The organism is Coprococcus ammoniilyticus, assembly GCF_025567345.1.
GTDB lineage: Bacteria > Bacillota > Clostridia > Lachnospirales > Lachnospiraceae > Coprococcus > Coprococcus ammoniilyticus.
This window is the reverse complement of the sequence record NZ_JAOQJS010000002.1, coordinates 55807-75053: the sequence shown is the minus strand read 5'-3', so window position 1 is coordinate 75053 and position 19247 is coordinate 55807. Positions and strand designations below refer to the sequence as shown.

General features: G+C 41.7%; 15 protein-coding genes and 2 tRNA genes. 2 read left to right on the top strand and 15 right to left on the bottom strand.

Features of this window, described 5'->3' with window-relative positions:
- Nucleotides 1–12: 12 nt before the first annotated feature.
- Entirely contained in the window at nucleotides 13–300 is a 288-nt protein-coding gene (locus tag OCV60_RS02830; protein WP_021943267.1) for a co-chaperone GroES, read from the bottom strand.
- Nucleotides 301–647: 347 nt separating this feature from the next.
- Here OCV60_RS02830 and OCV60_RS02825 point away from each other — a divergent pair, with 347 nt between their 5' ends.
- Nucleotides 648–1367 (top strand): DUF6062 family protein, encoded by a 720-nt coding sequence (locus OCV60_RS02825; protein ID WP_021943266.1) that lies wholly within the window; start codon nucleotides 648–650, stop codon nucleotides 1365–1367.
- Between the two features lie 240 nt (nucleotides 1368–1607).
- On the opposite strand, the gene OCV60_RS02820 is transcribed toward OCV60_RS02825, so the two are convergent.
- Nucleotides 1608–2222, bottom strand: coding sequence for a hypothetical protein (locus OCV60_RS02820; protein ID WP_021943265.1), 615 nt, complete (start codon nucleotides 2220–2222; stop codon nucleotides 1608–1610).
- A gap of 19 nt (nucleotides 2223–2241) precedes the next feature.
- Nucleotides 2242–3906 carry a glutamine--tRNA ligase/YqeY domain fusion protein gene (locus OCV60_RS02815; protein WP_044946142.1) on the bottom strand — a complete coding sequence of 555 codons (1665 nt, stop codon included), beginning with the start codon at nucleotides 3904–3906 and terminating at the stop codon, nucleotides 2242–2244.
- A 172-nt stretch (nucleotides 3907–4078) separates the two neighbouring features.
- Between OCV60_RS02815 and OCV60_RS02810 the strand changes: the two genes are divergently transcribed.
- Nucleotides 4079–4151 (top strand) — tRNA-Thr (locus OCV60_RS02810).
- A gap of 5 nt (nucleotides 4152–4156) precedes the next feature.
- Here OCV60_RS02810 and OCV60_RS12925 read toward each other — a convergent pair.
- From OCV60_RS12925 to OCV60_RS02750, 12 genes are all read right to left on the bottom strand, one after another.
- Entirely contained in the window at nucleotides 4157–5107 is a 951-nt protein-coding gene (locus OCV60_RS12925; protein WP_021943263.1) for a cysteine-rich small domain-containing protein, read from the bottom strand.
- Between the two features lie 30 nt (nucleotides 5108–5137).
- On the bottom strand, nucleotides 5138–6412 hold the full coding sequence (locus tag OCV60_RS02800) for a ComEC/Rec2 family competence protein (RefSeq protein ID WP_262529251.1): 1275 nt from the start codon (nucleotides 6410–6412) through the stop codon (nucleotides 5138–5140).
- A gap of 25 nt (nucleotides 6413–6437) precedes the next feature.
- Nucleotides 6438–7040, bottom strand: coding sequence for a sigma-70 family RNA polymerase sigma factor (locus tag OCV60_RS02795; RefSeq protein ID WP_117807699.1), 603 nt, complete (start codon nucleotides 7038–7040; stop codon nucleotides 6438–6440).
- 15 nt (nucleotides 7041–7055) lie between these two features.
- Nucleotides 7056–7811: a 23S rRNA (guanosine(2251)-2'-O)-methyltransferase RlmB gene (gene rlmB / locus OCV60_RS02790; protein WP_008401609.1), complete on the bottom strand. Its 756-nt coding sequence runs from the start codon at nucleotides 7809–7811 to the stop codon at nucleotides 7056–7058.
- Nucleotides 7812–7826: 15 nt separating this feature from the next.
- Nucleotides 7827–8285, bottom strand: coding sequence for a Mini-ribonuclease 3 (locus tag OCV60_RS02785; RefSeq protein WP_008401608.1), 459 nt, complete (start codon nucleotides 8283–8285; stop codon nucleotides 7827–7829).
- Complete coding sequence (gene cysS / locus OCV60_RS02780) at nucleotides 8270–9676, bottom strand: cysteine--tRNA ligase (protein WP_262529250.1); 1407 nt, start codon at nucleotides 9674–9676, stop codon at nucleotides 8270–8272. Before cysS ends, OCV60_RS02785 begins: the two co-directional genes overlap by 16 nt.
- A 125-nt stretch (nucleotides 9677–9801) precedes the next feature.
- Nucleotides 9802–9873 (bottom strand) — tRNA-Glu (locus tag OCV60_RS02775).
- A gap of 558 nt (nucleotides 9874–10431) precedes the next feature.
- Entirely contained in the window at nucleotides 10432–14976 is a 4545-nt protein-coding gene (locus OCV60_RS02770; protein WP_262529249.1) for a PolC-type DNA polymerase III, read from the bottom strand.
- A gap of 3 nt (nucleotides 14977–14979) precedes the next feature.
- Nucleotides 14980–16038, bottom strand: coding sequence for a flavodoxin-dependent (E)-4-hydroxy-3-methylbut-2-enyl-diphosphate synthase (gene ispG / locus OCV60_RS02765; protein WP_008401604.1), 1059 nt, complete (start codon nucleotides 16036–16038; stop codon nucleotides 14980–14982).
- A 16-nt stretch (nucleotides 16039–16054) separates the two neighbouring features.
- On the bottom strand, nucleotides 16055–17152 hold the full coding sequence (locus tag OCV60_RS02760; protein ID WP_173788601.1) for a M50 family metallopeptidase: 1098 nt from the start codon (nucleotides 17150–17152) through the stop codon (nucleotides 16055–16057).
- 3 nt (nucleotides 17153–17155) lie between these two features.
- Entirely contained in the window at nucleotides 17156–18298 is a 1143-nt protein-coding gene (gene dxr, locus OCV60_RS02755; RefSeq protein ID WP_118675124.1) for a 1-deoxy-D-xylulose-5-phosphate reductoisomerase, read from the bottom strand.
- 141 nt (nucleotides 18299–18439) lie between these two features.
- Nucleotides 18440–19237: a phosphatidate cytidylyltransferase gene (locus tag OCV60_RS02750; RefSeq protein ID WP_008401601.1), complete on the bottom strand. Its 798-nt coding sequence runs from the start codon at nucleotides 19235–19237 to the stop codon at nucleotides 18440–18442.
- Nucleotides 19238–19247 lie beyond the last annotated feature (10 nt).

The window sequence follows — 19247 nt, the reverse complement described above, 5'->3', positions numbered from 1 at the left end:
TCTGCTATCTGATTATTCACTTACAACTGCAAGAATGTCACTCTGTTTTACGATGATATATTCATCATCACCGAGCTTAACTTCTGTTCCTGCGTATTTAGAATAAATAACTCTGTCTCCTGCCTTTACTTCCATAGGAACCTTAACGCCATCGACAACAGCTCCGGGACCAACTTCTACAACATCTGCATACTGTGGCTTCTCTTTTGCCTGTCCCGGTAATACAATACCTGATTTTGTTGTCTCTTCTGCTACGGACTGTTTTAATACAACTCTGTCTCCTAATGGTACTAATTTCATAATATATATTCCTCCTAACATATTAAATCCGTTCTTATCTGCCTTATGTACTCCGGCAGTTCCTAGCACTCATATCTCTTGAGTGCTAACACAATTATTATTGTATTCATTTTGTGGAAAAAATCAACCCCTAAAATGATAAAAAATATATTAAATGGACAAGGTCTCTTACATTATATGAAATATACCCTGAATTCAGAACGAAAACCGGCGATTTTGATTTGTAAATTCAGGTGTTGCATGATATGCTTCTAATACAGGAATCAAACCGATGATTTCTGACATGATACAGGATAACGCCTGTTCAAAGGCTGCTATCCAAATGATATATAGAAATGGAGAATACTATGGCTGAACAATTATACACAATACCTGTCAACGATGCCTTTCATGCAGACTGTGAATGTCCTCTCTGTCAGATGCAGAAAACGCTGGAGGAACATGCCATCGAATATACGATGGGACCAAGCTATATGGAAGACGATAATCGTGCTATGACAGATAAAATGGGCTTCTGCTCCCATCACATCGGCATGTTATATAAAGAAAAGAATCGTCTGGGACTTGCCCTGATGTTAAAAACACACACTGATAAAACGATCCGGGATCTGAAAGCTTTATCAGAAAAAGGAACTCCTACAAAACCGGGACTTTTTTCCAAGCAGTCAAATTTTTCCGGTGTTGGTGCATATATCAAAGAACTGGAAAGCTCCTGCTTTATCTGTGACCGTATGAATCGTACCTTTGACCGCTATGTCGATACGATCTTTCATATGTGGAAAAAAGATCCTGAATTCAAGGACACCTTCAAAAGCAGCAAGGGCTTCTGTACTTACCACTACGGTATCCTCTACGATACCTCTGTCACAAAGCTGTCCAAAAACCAATGTGAAGAATTCATCGAAGCCTTGAATCACTTATATTTTGAAAACATGGAACGTGTCAACGGAGATATCGGATGGTTCATCGATAAATTCGACTATCGATTCAAGAATGAACCATGGAAGAACTCAAAGGATGCCCTACCTCGCGGCATAATCAAGGCTAATCATACATTTGTAGAATAAAAAGTGACAATATTACTGCCTGATAAACATAGGATACACACAAAAATACTGTGTACATTGCACTTCACATATTATTCCGCAAAACGCTTTCGCTCTACCCTCAACGCAGCAGTACTAAGTTCGCCGTATTATACGGCTCACTAAGGACTGGCGTTCGGTCAGGTTTGCTTCATAATAGTGAGTGTAATGTACACAGTATTTTTTATATAGTATAAAATTCACAGCAATATTGTCACCTTTTTACATTGCCTGTTTGGTTACATGACCGCCAAATGCCTGTGCCAGATCATGTGTCCACAGGTATTCACGATATCTTCTGAGCAGGCCTTTGTAAATCACCTTAACATTACTGCTCTTCCGAAAATCATCCGGCCTTACAAGCCCCGGTTGTTTATCGAGAATATGTATACCAGAACGTTCTAACACACATGCCACGAACTGGGAACAGAAATAATTATATTTCCTCTCAATCGCCTTATTTCGTATAACACCATAAAGTCCCCAAAAATTATACCGATAGCGATCAGCATTTGTTTTAAATGCCGCAAGCTCCTGCAGTACATGTCTGTACTGCTTATCTGTCACGGTCAGTTCCAGAACAACACAGCTTGTTTCAACATCTCTGCCAAATATTCCGGTATCAATATCTTCTATAATGAATCCGCAGTTGAATGGATTATAGATTCCCTTTCTGGCGAAGCTGTACATCTCCCGAAGCTCCAGATCCAATGCAATGGATGCATGTGCATATGGCTCTTTTGTCCAGAATTTGATGATTCTTGCAGGAACTGTGTGTGTCTTGGAGATCAGGATATATAATTTTCTGTTTTCTAATTCTGATATATCATTTTTCATACTTTTAATAGACTAAATTTTATTTTCCCGGCTTATAGGAACTCTTTAATGAAACAATACGGTTATATACAGGATGCTCCTTAGTAGAGTCTTTGGAATCTACACAGAAGAATCCATTACGAAGGAACTGGAATGCTTCACCGGGTTTTGCATCTTCAAATGCTTTCTCGAGCTTACATCCCTGTAATACGGTCAATGAATTCGGATTCAGATTCAAAGTACCATCCTCATTCAGCTTACCTTTTTCTTCATCCACGATATTCTCATATAAACGAACCTCAGCATCAATTGCACTTTCTGCTGATACCCAGTGTATCGTTCCTTTTACCTTTCTTCCTTCGAATCCTGAACCACTCTTGGTCGCAGGATCATAAGTACAGTGAACAACTGTTACATTTCCATCTTCATCCTTCTCATATCCTGTACAGGTTACAAAATATGCATTCTTCAGACGTACCTCATTGCCAGGGAACAGACGGAAATATTTCTTAGGCGGTTCTTCCATGAAATCATCTCTTTCAATATAGAGATATTTGCTGAATGCAACTTCTCTGGAGCCTGCTTCCTCATTTTCCTGATTATTTTCAACCGGCAGATATTCTACCTGATCCTCCGGATAATTATCGATCACCAGCTTGATCGGATTCAGGACTGCCATATAACGGTTTGCTGTAAGCTTCAGATCATCACGCAGACAATACTCAAGCATCGCATAATCAACAGAGCTCTGGCTCTTTGAGATACCAACCAACTCCATAAACTTCTTAATAGAAGAAGCAGTGAATCCTCGTCTTCTGAGTGCTGCGATCGATACAAGTCTTGGATCATCCCAGCCATCTACGATACCATCCTCTACCAGCTTCTTAATATATCTCTTACCTGTAACTACATTTGTCAGATATAACTTTGCAAATTCAATCTGCTTTGGTGGGTTCTCATATTCCAGTTCCCGTACTACCCAGTCATATAAAGGTCTGTGATCCTCAAATTCCAGTGTACAGATAGAATGCGTTACACCTTCAATCGCATCCTCAATCGGATGAGCGAAATCATACATTGGATAAATACACCATTTATCCCCTGTATTATGATGTGTCATACGGGCAACACGATAGATAACAGGATCGCGCATATTAATATTCGGTGAAGCCATATCGATCTTTGCACGAAGCACCTTGCTTCCATCCGGGAACTCTCCGTTCTTCATTGCTTCAAATAATGCAAGATTTTCTTCAATACTTCTGTCTCTGTATGGGCTGTTTTTACCCGGCTCTGTCAGCGTTCCTCGGTATTCACGGATCTCATCTGCCGTCAGATCACATACAAATGCCTTGCCTTTCTTGATCAATTTGACTGCTGCTTCATACATCTGGTCAAAATAATTGGATGCAAAGAATACTCTGTCTCCGAAATCGGCACCCAGCCATCTTACATCATCTAATATGGATTCTACAAATTCTGTCTTTTCCTTTGTTGGATTCGTATCGTCAAATCTCAGATTAAACTGTCCGCCATATTCCTGTGCAAGACCATAGTTCAATAATATGGATTTGGCATGTCCTATATGCAAATATCCATTCGGTTCCGGAGGAAATCTTGTGACTACCTTCGTTACCTTGCCCTCCGCTATATCTTTATCAATAATCTGTTCAATAAAATTTTTCCCGATTGATTCTTCTGCCATCATTAATGCCTCCTTCATATAATTAGCATGACTTTTTTAAGTCTATCACATTTTACATAAAGCCTCAACTGCAAATTCTAAAACTCAACAAAACTCAAGTAATTTTCAATAACTTTCAGTAAATCTCTTATTGACAAATACATCATTTTACTATATATTAACTAATGTTGTTGCTACTATAGCTCAGGTGGTAGAGCGCCACATTGGTAATGTGGAGGTCACGGGTCCGACTCCCGTTAGTAGCTCTTTTTTAATGTCCGGATTTATTTATACAGTATTCACATCCAACGGACTGTCCGATACAGTTCTCACAATCATTCCAGTTCTGTATCAGTGGTTCTTCACTGATCAGATAAATTCCTGCCAGACTCATCATCGGCTCCATTCGTTCTTTATGCCAACTGATTCCAACCTGTTCCGTATCCATCAGGCTGCAAAGAATTCCGGCAGCTTCCAATGGCATTCCATAATAACCGGGTCCAAAAGAATGACTGCAGTAATGCCCCGACTCTACACTGTGCTTTCGTTCCAGGTATTTTCTTATCCATTTTCTTACAATATCCATACATGCAATCTGAAAGGTTTCCAGATAATAAGTTCCAAGTAATGAATCCATCTCCTCGATCTGGATCTCCGGGGCATGAAATGCATACAGATATCCCTGTGTAATCTTTGACGGATCTATTCGTTCCAGTATCCGGCATGAAATATTCTTTTTGCCGAGCATAAATCCATCAGACTTAATACAGTCTCTGGAAAATGGCTGCAAAAGTACAGGTACCAGATACCGGTTTCGATTATTGTATCTGGATAAAAAACGCATAACCGTTTTCTCGGCTTCATCCTTATGCTCTTTTCTGCTCTCCGGCTCCATCTGTTCCCATGAAGCAATCTCTGCGATCCGCGCCATGATTTCATCCTTCAGATCCCAAATACTGACGAATACCACACAGTCCTGCTTTTGAAACTGTGCAATCACTGCATCATACATCTCCGGGCGATGTACGATCGTACATTTACTGCAATCCCGGATTTTCTGTCCTTTCCCATTTAAGATATAATCAGGACTTCCAAGGCAGTTTTCCTTCAGATACAAGGGGCAATAACAGAACAGACAATTAAAGGAATCTTCATTTTCTATTTTATGACATGGGAAAAATTCACAATCCCGATTCTGAAAAAATCTGTAATTGTTTTTCATATCCGTTTATCCTTCCATTCTTAACATACCCTATGGATTACAGATCTTACATGGCTCATACCCCTGCGTGATCAGATCATCCCGGCTTCCGATATATTCTTTCTTATTGCTGTCATTCATGCGCTTTACTGAACGGCAGGACGGCTCATGGAACTTTCCTGTATTTGTATTAATAATATAAGTATGCTCTGCTGCCTTTTCTGATCCTGCTTCTATTTCCGTCTGAACTTTCTCTGTCGTACTCTCTCTTGTTACATTATCTGTCTTCGTTGTATCATCCGACAGATTCTGATTTTCTCCCACCCCTGACATATCTGATTGCCGTTCCGGTATAAAAGTAATTGTTTTTCCATCACTGTACGCCTGAATCGTACCATTCAGATCCGTACGATACACCGTGCATCCTGCATTTGCCAAACGATCAAGCACTTCTTCGGTCGGATGTCCATATGAATTATCTGCCCCAACGCTGATTACCGCATAACTGGGCTTAACAGCCTCTAATATCTCTTTTGTTGTGGCATTTCTGCTGCCGTGATGACTGACCATCAGAACGTCACTGGAAAGTTCCTCTCCGGATGCGATCATTGCCTGCTCACCGGCTTCTTCTCCATCCCCATAGATCAGGAATGAAGTATCCCCATATGTCATACGAATTCCGACAGAATTATCATTTTCATTATCATCACTATAAGTAATCGGTGCTACTATTGTAAATACCGCATCACCAAAGGTATAAGAATCCCCTGCCTTTGGGAATGTAATAGTCAGGTTCTGCGCCGCAAGCTTATCAATCAACGAATCATAGATCTTTGTATCTGCAACATAATCCGGGCCGATAAAAGTCTCTGTGTCAAATACATTCAACACACCCACCAGACCATTTATATGATCGGAATCATAATGGCTCGCGATCACGTAATCAAGTGACTCTATATTCTGTTTTTTCAGGTATGCCACGACAAATGAAGACGCTGACGACGGACCTCCATCCATCATCATGTAATGGTCATCACAGGAAAATAACACCGCATTCCCCTGACCGACATCTAAGAAAGTAACTGTAAGTCCGGCAAGATCGTCTGTTGTTCCCCCGATATTCGCTTCCGAAGTTATTTGCTCATCTGACGTAGCTTCCGTACTGTCAATCGATTCTGTTATATTCTCTGTTGTATTTCCTGTCTGATTTTCGTTCGTTTCATCCGATAAATCCAGACATCCTGAAAAAAGCCCAAGGACAAAGCACATGCCGACAATGATCATCACTTTCCTCAGGCCATTCTTTTTATTTATAGAATTTATCATAAGCTGCTCCCCCAGAATTATATCTTTAATCCTGTTCTATATCCCGTAATTTCTTTCGTATTCGCTGGATCGCATTATCGATAGATTTATACGGCTTTCCAAATGCTTCCGCTAGCTCATCATAGCTTTTTCCGGCAAGATATCCTTCTAACACCTGTCTTTCAAATTTGCTGAGTTTTTTATCAATCGTCTCCGCAAGCTTCTGGGATTCCAGCTGCCCAAGCATCTGATTCTCCGGTTCAAATGCCTGATCTGCCTGCAGCTCATCCACAAGCGCAACATCATCGTCATTTTCCGTATAAAATGATACATAATAATTAAGCGGAGAATGCTTCTTCCTGTTCGACAGCTTCACCGCAGTGATCAACTGTCGCTTGATACACAGATTTGCAAATGTAGAAAAAGATGCCCCTTTGCTTCCGTCAAAGCTTCGGATAGCTTTAATGAGCCCTATCATTCCTTCCTGAATGATGTCCTCATTTTCTGCACCGATAATATACAGGGCACGACTCTCTTTCTTTACGATTCCCATATACTTTTTGATCAGATATTCAAAAGCGGCATTATCATTTTCTTCCCGGATCAACCGGATATTTTCTTCATCGGTATTTCTTTCATACACACACACGGCGTTGGTACTCCCCTATTTTACACCCATTCTCTGACGGACAACCTCATATCCCAATACTCCGGCCGCAACCGAAGCATTTAATGAATCGATATCACCACTCATCGGTATAGATACAACATAATCACATTTTTCTTTTACCAGACGACTGACACCTGTACCCTCATTTCCGATCACAAGTCCCATCGGTCCGGTCAGATTGCAGCGGTACATCAGTTCTCCATCCATATCGGCACAGGCAAACCACATACCACGTTTTTTCAATTCATCAATCGTCTTCGCCAGATTTGTTACCTTAACCACCGGTGTATATGCGATTGCACCGGCAGAAGCCTTAACAACTGTTGCTGTGATTCCGACCGCTCTTCGTTTCGGAATAATAACGCCATGTGCACCGCACAGATTCGCTGTACGAACGATTGCGCCAAGATTATGAGGATCTTCAATCTCATCCAAAATAAAGATAAATGGCGGCTGTCCTTTTTCCTCAGCCTTTGCAAAGATCTCATCGATCGCTGAATATTCATAGGCTGCCACATGAGCGATCACACCCTGATGTTTTCCGGTCGAAGACATCTGGTTCAGCTTCTCTTTCGAAACATAATTAATAATCGTCTCCTGCTTCTTTGCTTCACGCACGATTGAATTGATACTGCCATCATGACAGCCATCCTGCAGATATAACTTGTCAACTGTTTTACCGGAACGAAATGCTTCCATAACTGCATTTCTACCCTCTATCTCAAACTTTTCATTTCTGTTTTCTTCCATGCTTATGCTCCATTTCTAATCCACATCATCAGATTGTAAATGCTCAATCAGTTGTTTTGATTCCAGGCAGTCTCTTGTCAACTCAAATAAACGGTCATATTCTTTATTCAGATAAAGATAGCCAATCAGCGCTTCAAAACCGGTAGCTTTCCTGTACTGTCCTACCGATGCATTCTTTGCCTTGGAATGTGTCTTTGTATTCCTTCCACGCTTATATATCGCCATTTCCTGCTCGGTCAGTTTCTCTTCCAACAGATCGATATAACCTGCCTGTGACTCTGCATTTACGATATGAATAGCTTCTTTATGGTATTTGAATGCCTGTTTGTTATCCTTTGATACCAGAACGGTCTTTACTAAAAGGTCAAATACACTGTCCCCTATATAAGCAAGCGCCAGCCCGGAATATTCCGCCGGATTGGAATCTTCTACACCTAATATCGCAGTAAAATACTGATCTAAGCTCTTTTCCATTTTACTCCTTCTCTTGTATCCTCAAGAATAATGCCCTTATCACTGAGCATGTTACGGATCTCATCTGCTCTTGCAAAATTCTTTGCTTTTCTTGCTTCCTGACGTTCATTGATCAAAGCCTCGATATCAGAATCTAACAGTTCTTCTTCCCTCTCTGTAATGATACCAAGAATATCACACAGCTTCTCAATCGTCCGGATCGCCAGATCTACTGTTTTCTTTGGTGTATCATTTGAAATATTGATATTTGTATATTTTACTAATTCAAAGATAACTGAGATCGCATCTGCTGTATTCAGATCATCGTCCATAGCTGCTTCAAATCGTTTCGTATATCCATCTAATTCTGCCTCGACAGAAACATCGGAACCCTCCACATCTGCCGGCACAAGTGACTTTAACTTGTCAACAGCAGTCAGGATACGTTCCAGACCATTCTTGGATGCCTCTACCAGATCAGCCGAGAAGTTCAATGGACTTCTGTAGTGAGCAGACAGCATAAAGAAACGGATAACCTGAAGTGGATATTTGTCTGCGATCTCTCTTACTGTAAAGAAGTTGCCAAGTGACTTGGACATCTTCTCGTTGTTGATCTTTAAGAAACCGTTATGCATCCAGTATCTTGCAAATTCCTTATCATTTGCTGCTTCACTCTGTGCAATCTCATTTTCGTGGTGTGGGAAGATCAGATCCTCACCACCTGCATGGATATCAATGATATCACCGATATATTTCTTAGACATAACAGAACATTCCAGATGCCAGCCCGGTCTTCCTTCACCCCATGGTGACTCCCAGAACGGTTCTCCCTCTTTCTTTGGCTTCCAGAGAACGAAATCCAACGGATCTTCCTTCTCATCCTGACCGGAAACCTTAAGCTGATGATTCTCTGCTCTGTGTCCGGATTCCAGATCATCAATATTCTTATGAGATAATTTACCATAATCTGCAAAGCTTCTGGTACGGAAATATACAGTGCCATTTACTTCATATGCATGTCCTTTTTCAATCAGTGTCTTGATCATCTCGATCATATCCGGGATCTCTTCGGTAGCCTTTGGATGTGTCGTAGCTTCCTGTACATTCATCGCTGCCATATCCTTCTTTGTCTCTGCAATGAAGCGCTCAGAGATCACCTTGGAATCAACACCTTCTTCATTTGCACGTTTGATGATCTTATCATCAACATCTGTAAAATTGGATACGTAATTTACATCGTATCCCTTATATGTGAGATACCGTCTCAATGTGTCAAATACGATCATTGGTCTTGCGTTTCCGATGTGGATATAATCATATACGGTAGGTCCGCAGACATAGATTCCTACTTTACCTTCATTGATCGGTACAAATTCTTCTTTTGTTCTTGTAAGAGTATTAAAAATCTTCATGGGAATCCTCCAATAAATATAGTTTTTATTTTCGCCTGTCTTTCATTCGAAGCAGTTTTATCATGCGTTATAGATTATGCATAAAAAAGAAAAAACCTGGAAAAAACTTCCAGGTTATCAAATAGCAGTTCATAGGGGAATCGAACCCCTGTTTTCGCCGTGAGAGGGCGACGTCTTAACCGCTTGACCAATGAACCATATATCTTAGCGACTTGTTTAATATACCAGAAGCTACGATAAAATGCAAGCTTTTTTTTCAGTAAATTTACATTTTTTTATACTGACCATATTTTAGCTTGTAATAAGGGCATTGTCAATCAAATACGTAAGTGTTTTGGTAATGAAAGGGATACAGGGCTGCTACATAGATCTTCCTTATATCTAAATACAACTTAGCATATTTTTGCATTAATTTTATCATAGACAGAAACAATACCTTTTATCTGCCAAGTCCTGATTCTGTATTCTTTCATGCAGCAAACCTTTTTTCACGTCGGTACTTGGCAAACTGCTGTAAGCAGTGAGCTTAGTACCGCTACGTGAAAAACAGAACGCAAGTGTTTTGCGTAATGAAAGGGATACAGGGCTGCTGCATAGATCTTCCTTATATCTTTGTGAAGCAGACCTTTTCTTACGTTGGTCCTTAACGAGCTCCTTTATACGGAGCGAGTTTAGTACCACTACGTAAGAAACAGAGTGCAAACGTTCTGCGTAACAAATGATTTAAGGAAGATCTATGCAGCGGGTCTGCCCGTCTATACAAAGTCAAAGGTAAGCTGGTTGGTATCCGGCATACCGTCTAAGATGCCAAGCTCTGACAGCTTGTCGATCGCACTCTTTCCAATCTTAGAATGAGCCTGCAGATCTTCCTTTGAGATAAACCTGCCTTTGCCGGCTGCATCCTTCAACTGCTTTGCAGCCTTCTCTCCCATTCCTTCAATGGAAGCCAGTGACGGCATGATCTTACCGTCTATTACCTGAAAACGGATATCATCCGCCACATAGATATCGATCGGCATGAACTCAAAACCTCTCGCATACATCTCAAGAACCAGCTTCAGATCCTTTAACTTATCTTCATCCTTTGCAGTTCGTTTATTCTTATCAATACTCTGTATCATATTGATATGATACAGTACCTTTTCTTTTCCAAAGCACATCATCTCATAACTGAAGGCTGATGCACGAATACTGAAAAACGCTGCATAATACTGAAGCGGATAATTCACCTTAAAATATGCAATTCTCCACGCCATCATAACGTAAGCCGCCGCATGGGCTTTCGGGAACATGTACTTGATCTTCTGGCACGACCAGATATACCAGTCCGGTACACCATGTGCCTTCATATCCTCTTTCCATTCTTCCCATTTTGCACATTTGCCTTTAGCTACGTTACCTTTTCGGACATTCTCCATGATCTGAAACGCTGTACCGGATTCCAGGCCCATATGGATCAGATATACCATGATATCATCTCGACAACAGATTGCGGTCGAGATCGTACACTGACCGGATTTGATCAGCTCCTGTGCATTTCCAAGCCATACATCCGTACCATGCGCCAGACCTGCGATTCGCACCAGATCCGAGAAGTTCTGTGGATTTGCATCAATTAACATCTGCATGGCGAAATCCGTACCGAACTCCGGCACACCCAGACTGCCAAGCGGAATGCCATTGATATCCTCCGGTGTAATATGAAGACTTTCTGTTCCATGGAACAACGCCATAACATCAGGATCATCTAACCGGATCGTGGTTGCATCAAGACCGGTCAGATCCTCCAGTCTTCGGATCATCGTAGGATCATCATGACCGAGAATATCAAGCTTCAACAGGTTATGATCGATCGAATGGTACTCGAAATGAGATGTTACGACATCCGTCGTCATATCATTTGCCGGCTTCTGGATCGGTGTGAAGGAATAGATCTCCTCATGCCTTGGAAGAACGATCATACCACCCGGATGCTGTCCGGTCGAACGCTTAACGCCGGTACATCCGATTGCCAGACGTTCCATCTCACAGCTTCGTTTCGTGACGATAGCCTTTTCATCGACATATTTCTCGATCTCCTTCTGGGTCAGATCTCCCATTGCCGTAGCTTCTGCTCTCGCTTCATCCTTTGCAAGATCTTTGAAGTAATTATATACATAACCATACGCTGTCTTATCTGCTACCGTTGTTACAGTTCCTGCACGGAATGCCTTACCCTTACCGAATAACACTTCTGTGTAAGCATGTGCACATGACTGATATTCACCGGAGAAGTTCAGGTCGATATCCGGCTCCTTATCTCCTTTGAATCCAAGGAAGGTTTCAAATGGGATATCGTGTCCCTCTTTGATCAGTGGATGACCGCATCGAGGGCAATCACGATCCGGCATATCACATCCCGACATACCGGAATATGATTTTACAAGCTCGGAATCAAAATCAACAAAATGACACTCCGGACAAATATAATGTGCCGACAACGGATTTACCTCTGTGATACCTGCCATCGTTGCTACAAAGGAAGAACCTACAGATCCTCTGGAACCAACCAGATAGCCATGATCGTTGGAATCCCACACAAGCTTCTGTGCAATGATATACATAACGGCAAATCCATTTGATATAATGGAATGTAACTCACGTTCCAGTCGTTCTACAACGACCTCCGGCAGATCCGGTCCATAGATCTTATGAGCCTTTTCATAACAGATATTCGTAAGTGTCTCATCGGAATTCTCGATGATAGGCGGTGCTTTATCCGGTCGAACCGGGTCCATATATTCCACCATATCCGCGATCAGATTTGTATTCGTGATAACAACCTCTCTGGCTTTCTCACTTCCCAGATATTCGAATTCCGCCAACATTTCTTCCGTCGTTCTGAAATAAAGCGGAGGCTGATTAACTGCATCCTCAAAACCTTTACTTTTCATGATGATCGCACGATAGATACTGTCTTCCGGATCAAGGAAATGGACATCACAGGTTGCAACAACCGGCTTATTAAATAATCGTCCAAGCTCCACGATACGCTTATTATAATTCTGAAGATCCTCGATCGTACAAGGATTCTCCTTCTTTCTGGTCATAAACTCGTTATTTCCGATCGGCTGTATCTCCAGATAATCAAAGAAATTAACAAGTCTTGCAATTTCTTCATCCGGTGCATCATCTACGACCGCACGGAACAGCTCACCTGCTTCACAGGCAGAACCTAAGATCAGTCCTTCTCTATATTTATTGATCATGCTCATAGGCATACGCGGTCTGCGGTTGAAGTATCTGACATGCGCTTCAGAAATCAGACGATACAGATTCACACGGCCGATCTCATTTTTTGCCAGAATGATGCCATGATATGTTCTGCCTTTTTTGATCGTATCATCCGATTCAGAACCTAATTCATTTACATCCTCCACCGTCTTTACGCCACGTTCCACTAACATCTCATATAATTTTACGAAAATTTTTGCGGTTGCATTTGCATCATCAACAGCACGGTGATGATGTTCATTTTTTACATTTAACGCCTTACAGACACGATCCAGTGTAAACTTACCAAGCTCCGGCAATAACACATGGCTGAGTGTCATGGTATCCATGATCGTATTATCGAATTTCATTCCAAGATCTTTGGCATTTTTCTTGATGAATCCGGTATCAAATGCTGCATTATGTGCAACAACGATATCATCACCACAGAATTCCAAAAACTTCGGCAGGATCACGTCGACGGTCGGTGCATGCATAACCATCTCATCTGTAATGGAAGTCAACTGCTCTATACTATAAGGGATCGGTTCTTCCGGATTGATAAATTCCGAGAAACGATCAATCTCCTCTCCATCTTTTACCTTTACAGCTCCGATTTCTATGATCTTATTCTTCTTCTGACTAAGACCGGTCGTCTCGATATCGAATACGATATATTCTGTATTCAAATCCTGTCCTTTGGGATTGATAACCAGATTCTTCAGGTCATCGACAAAATATCCCTCACAGCCAAAGATCAGTTTAAAGCCATCCTTCATACCCTTTGCATGTGCTGCAATCGGGAATGCCTGTGCAACGCCGTGATCCGTGATTGCAATCGCCGGGTGTCCCCAGTCATTTGCACGTTTCACGATCTTCTCGATATCAACAACACTGTCCATCTCGCTCATAACCGTATGCATATGTAATTCCACACGTTTTTCAAGCGATGTGTCAACTCTTGGCACACGGAAATCCGGTATATGCTTGATACCACGCACAGATGCAATATTTAACTCCTTGGAAAAAGTATCGTATAACGGCACACCCTTTAACCGATAGAAGCTTCCTTCTTTTAACTCATCCTTATAAACCGGCACATCATCCTCTGATGCAAATATCTTAAATGCGATCGTATCTTCAAAATCCGTAATATTGCAGATGAATAAAGTCTTACCATTTCGGAGAACCTTTTCTTCCATCTTGATCAACTGGCCATGAATACAGACTTCACCGATACCATCTACTAATGTAGAAATCTTTACCAGTTCCCCTTCGCAGTCTCTGCCATAGAATACATCCGGATCATTCGAGGTATATTTCTTCCTTCTGGCGGCAAATGTCTCCTTCGGCTTTTCGTCCTGTGCAGGTGCTTTCTTTTCAGCCGGAGCATCCTTCTTGCCTTCTCCGACCAGCTTCTTTTTATCTACTGATTTACCATCCAAGGTCAAATCCGCATCCTCATGTACATTACTTAAGATTGCCTCAATCTCAAGCTTCATCTTCTGTTCATTTGCACGGCGGAGCATCTCTTTATCAGATTCCGTATAATCAAAACCGACTTTGATATCCATACCGAACCGTTTCTTATAGGTCTCCTCCAGATACTTTTTGATCCCGATCGAATGGCTCTTTGAAAGCTTACTGTCTTCCATCGCAAGCGTGATAATATCATCTGAATAATACCATTCTGCCCGCTTTAATAAACGATATCCAACATGACTGATCTTCTCGACATCATACAAGATACTGTCCTTATATACCTCTGTTAAGGTTCTGGTATTGTACTGGGAAGACAGCTCATAACGGTCATCAATAATGACCTTATAACCACGTCCACGAAATAAATGTCCGCAAATGATATCTTCCACCTGTACAATCTTCGGACGGCTGATCAGGTGCTTCGACAGCAGGCTGATAATAAGCTGGCGTTCTGCCTGCTTCATTACCACCTTTTCGATCATCGTATCCTCAAACAGGGAAGACAGCTCTTTATCCATATTCAGTTCAGGAAATACTTCAAAAAATAATTTTGCTTCTACCGGCACGTTCTATTCACTCCAGTTATCTAACTCGTACTTTAATGTTGATAATATATCTTTCTCGTCGATCTTCTTTATGATCTGGCCTTTTTTGATCAAGATACCGCAGCCTTTTCCGCCCGCAATTCCAAGATCTGCTTCCTTGGCTTCGCCCGGTCCGTTTACAACACAGCCCATAACAGCAACCTTGATATTCAGATGATCATAATCGGCAACCAGCTTTTCTACCTGTTCTGCCAGTCCGATCAGATCAATCTCCGTTCTTCCACATGTTGGACAGGACACAAGTTCGATTCCACCTGTACGGAGTCCAAGCGTCTTTAAGATCATCTTTGCTGTCATGATCTCATTGACCGGATCCCCTGTTAAAGATACACGGATCGTATCTCCGATTCCCTCATGCAGGATAATACCAAGTCCTACAGAGGATTTGATATTACCGCTCATAACCGTACCGGATTCCGTGATACCCACATGCAGCGGATAATTCGTCTGATCTGCAATCAGCTCATGTGCTTTTACACACATCATAACATCGGAAGATTTAATACTGATGACCATATTGTCATATCCGCAGTCTTCGATCATATGAACCTTATCCAATGCACTCTCAACGATTCCTTCTGCTGTCACGCCGTGGTATTTTTCAACTAATTCTTTTTCAAGGGAACCGCTGTTTACACCAACACGGATCGGTATATTCCGTTCCTTACATACCGCTACTACCTGTGCCAGCTTATCCTTACCACCGATATTACCCGGATTGATACGAATCTTATCTGCTCCCGCCTCAGCCGCTGCGATCGCCAGACGGTAATCAAAATGAATGTCTGCAACCAGCGGAATATGGATCTGTTTCTTGATCGCAGGGATCGCTGCCGCTGCCGCATCATCATTTACGGTGCTTCTGATGATATCACAGCCTGCCTTTTCAAGTTTTAAGATCTGTGCAACTGTAGCATCTATATCACTGGTTTTTGTATTTGTCATCGACTGGATCAGGATCGGATTTCCACCACCGATCACCCGGTCTCCTATCTTTATAACTTTTGTATGATCTCTATACATATTAACTCCTGTTCATCTAATGAAAGAATACATTCTTGATATCGTTAAATAATATCACAACCATCAACAGCATAACCAGAACAAATCCGATCAGCGTCACGATATTCTCCTTATCCTTCGGAACCTTCTTTCTCGTTACTGCTTCAATTAACAGGAAGATAAATCGTCCTCCATCCAAGCCCGGTATCGGCAGTAGGTTCATAACGCCAAGGTTTGCCGACAGCAGTACGATATAATTCATCCAGTTTAAGAACAGATCGAGCACACTGCTCTTTGCTGCCTCATTGAAGGTATCGTTCATGTTCTTCGCTACTCCGACCGGACCGGATACTTCATCCGAACTTACCTGACGGGTAACGATCAGCTTCAGGCTTAAGAAGGTTGCTTTTACCCAGTATCTGGTCTCATAAGCAGAATATTTACAAAGCTCTCCGAAGTTCTTCGGGAGCTGATAACCGACACTCATTATTCCGATCTTATAGCCATCCGGTGTCTTTGCCGGATGTACCGTCGTATCATAGACCGTTCCGTCTTCTTTCTCAAGTGTCAGATCGATCGGTGAACCATCTCCATAGATCTGAAGATAGATCTGTAACTCACGGAAATTTTTAACTGTACTTCCCTCAATCTTTAATACCTGATCGCCATCTGATATCCCGGCTTCTTCCGCCGGATATACACCATTAAAATATTCCTCTGCATTTTCGATCTGGTATTTTTCAATATTATCTTTATTGTATACTGCTCCTATGATCGCAGGATCACTTCCACAGAAATGAATGATCACCATGGAAAATAAAAATGCGATCACAAAGTTCATGGCAGGTCCTGCAAGTACAACCGCCATTCTTGCCCAGATGGATTTCTTCTCAAAGGAATTCTCATCATTTTCGTTTTCTTCATCATCTTCGCTGAGCATCATACAATAGCCGCCAAGTGGAATCAGCCGCAGCGTATACTGTGTTTCTTTCTTATGAAACTGAAACAGCTTCGGTCCGAATCCCATCGAAAACTCTTTTACTGTGATATGATTGATCTTTGCTACGATAAAATGTCCCAGCTCATGAAAGAAAATGATGACACCAAAAACAAGTATGATCAATATGATATTCAAAAACTAACACCCACTTTCAATAAATTCATATACTTCCTGCTCGGTTGCAAGAATCTCATCTATATCAGGATTTTCAATCAATTTATGATGATCCATGGATGCACGGATGATATCATAGATATCAAGAAAATCGATTTTTCTGTCTAAGAACTGCTTTACTGCATATTCATTTGCCGCATTGAATACTGTAGGCATCGAACCACCGATCCCGATTGCCTCATATGCATATCGTAACCCAAGAAAGGTATCCATATCCGGTGTCTCGATCACAATCGATGAAAGCTTCGTAAAGTCAAGACGATCTCCCGGCATGTATCTTCGTTCCGGATAGAACAGCGCATACTGGATCGGCAGCTTCATATCCGGTGTACCGAGCTGTGCGATCACTGCTCCATCTTTATATTCTACCATAGAATGAATGATACTCTGCGGCTGGATCACAACCTGAATATTTTCCGGTGCTACATCAAATAACCATTTTGCTTCAATAACTTCCAACCCTTTATTTACCATCGTTGCTGAATCAATGGTGATCTTTCTTCCCATGCTCCAGTTTGGATGCTTTAATGCGTCCTCTAATTTCACATGCTTTAAAAACTCTCTGCTCTTGCCACGAAATGGTCCACCGGATGCTGTCAACAGAATTTTTTCAATGGAATCATGTGTATTTCCCTGCAATGACTGGAAGATTGCCGAATGTTCACTGTCAACCGGAAGGATCGATACTCCTTTTTCCTTTGCAAGCGGCATAATGATATGTCCCGCTGTAACCAGAGTTTCTTTATTTGCAAGGGCAATGTCTTTTCCCGCTTTAATCGCTGCCACAGTCGGGCGGATACCGATCATTCCTACAATAGCGGTAACTAATATATCCGATGTCTTGTATTCTGCAATCTCGATCAGCCCATCCATGCCTGATACGACACGGATATCCATATCCTTCAGACGATCTTTTAATTCATCTGCCAGCTTCTCATCCCACAGACCAACGATCTCCGGTCGGAACTCTCTCGCCTGCTTCTCTAATAAGTCTATGTTTCTTCCTGCTGATAAAGCACAGATTTTTATATCCTGATTCCATCTTGCGATCTCAAGTGTCTGTGTCCCTATAGATCCTGTGGATCCAATGATAGCTACATGTTTCATATTTGTTCTCCTTTACCCATTTCAAACATCTGTATCTAACATTTTTTATCTGTCTGCACTATTTCCAATGCGACATAAAGGAAAAGCAGCGTAATTATGAGCACAGTTCATCTGTACGCTCTCCCACACTGCTTTTTCTGATTACAACAAATATAATATAAGATAATACATAATTGGTGCTGTAAATATAATACTGTCAAACCGGTCAAGGATTCCGCCATGTCCCGGTATCAGCTTGCCATAATCTTTGATATCATTATTTCTCTTGATTGCAGAAGCCGCCAGATCCCCGATAACTGCAGGCAGAGCACATACAGCTCCGATCAATGCAAATATCCATACAGAATGTGCAACCTGCATGAAATGATTATAAATCAAACCAAATACAACACCTAATATTCCTGCTCCAACGATTCCGCCGATCAGACCCTCGATACTCTTCTTCGGACTTAAGATCGGTGACATCTTGTGCTTACCGATCGCGCGTCCGACCAGATAGGCACAGGTATCATTACCCCAGGAGCTGACAAAGATCAGCAGAACAAGAATCAGTCCATGTTTCATATCTCGTATGAGATACACATACGACAACATTACACCTACATATACAAATGCAAAAAACGCCGCCATGATCTCTTTATCTTTGTAATTCGGATATGTGAGCACATAGATTGCAAGGATGACCAGCATATAGACCGCGATCAACGGTAATATAAACTGATGCAGGTCAAAATACAACAATGCATAATAAAAAACCGTTGCACCGTAAGCTGCATATCCAAGTCCCTTCTTGTTCAGCCCATATATACGAAGTAACTCCATCACACCGATCAGCGAAACCGCACACATTACCAGACATGTAAGTGCTCCGCCAAAATAAAGTGTGATTGCTGCAATGATCACCAGGATCACTGCACTGATTGCCCGTTGTTTAAACATATTATTTCCT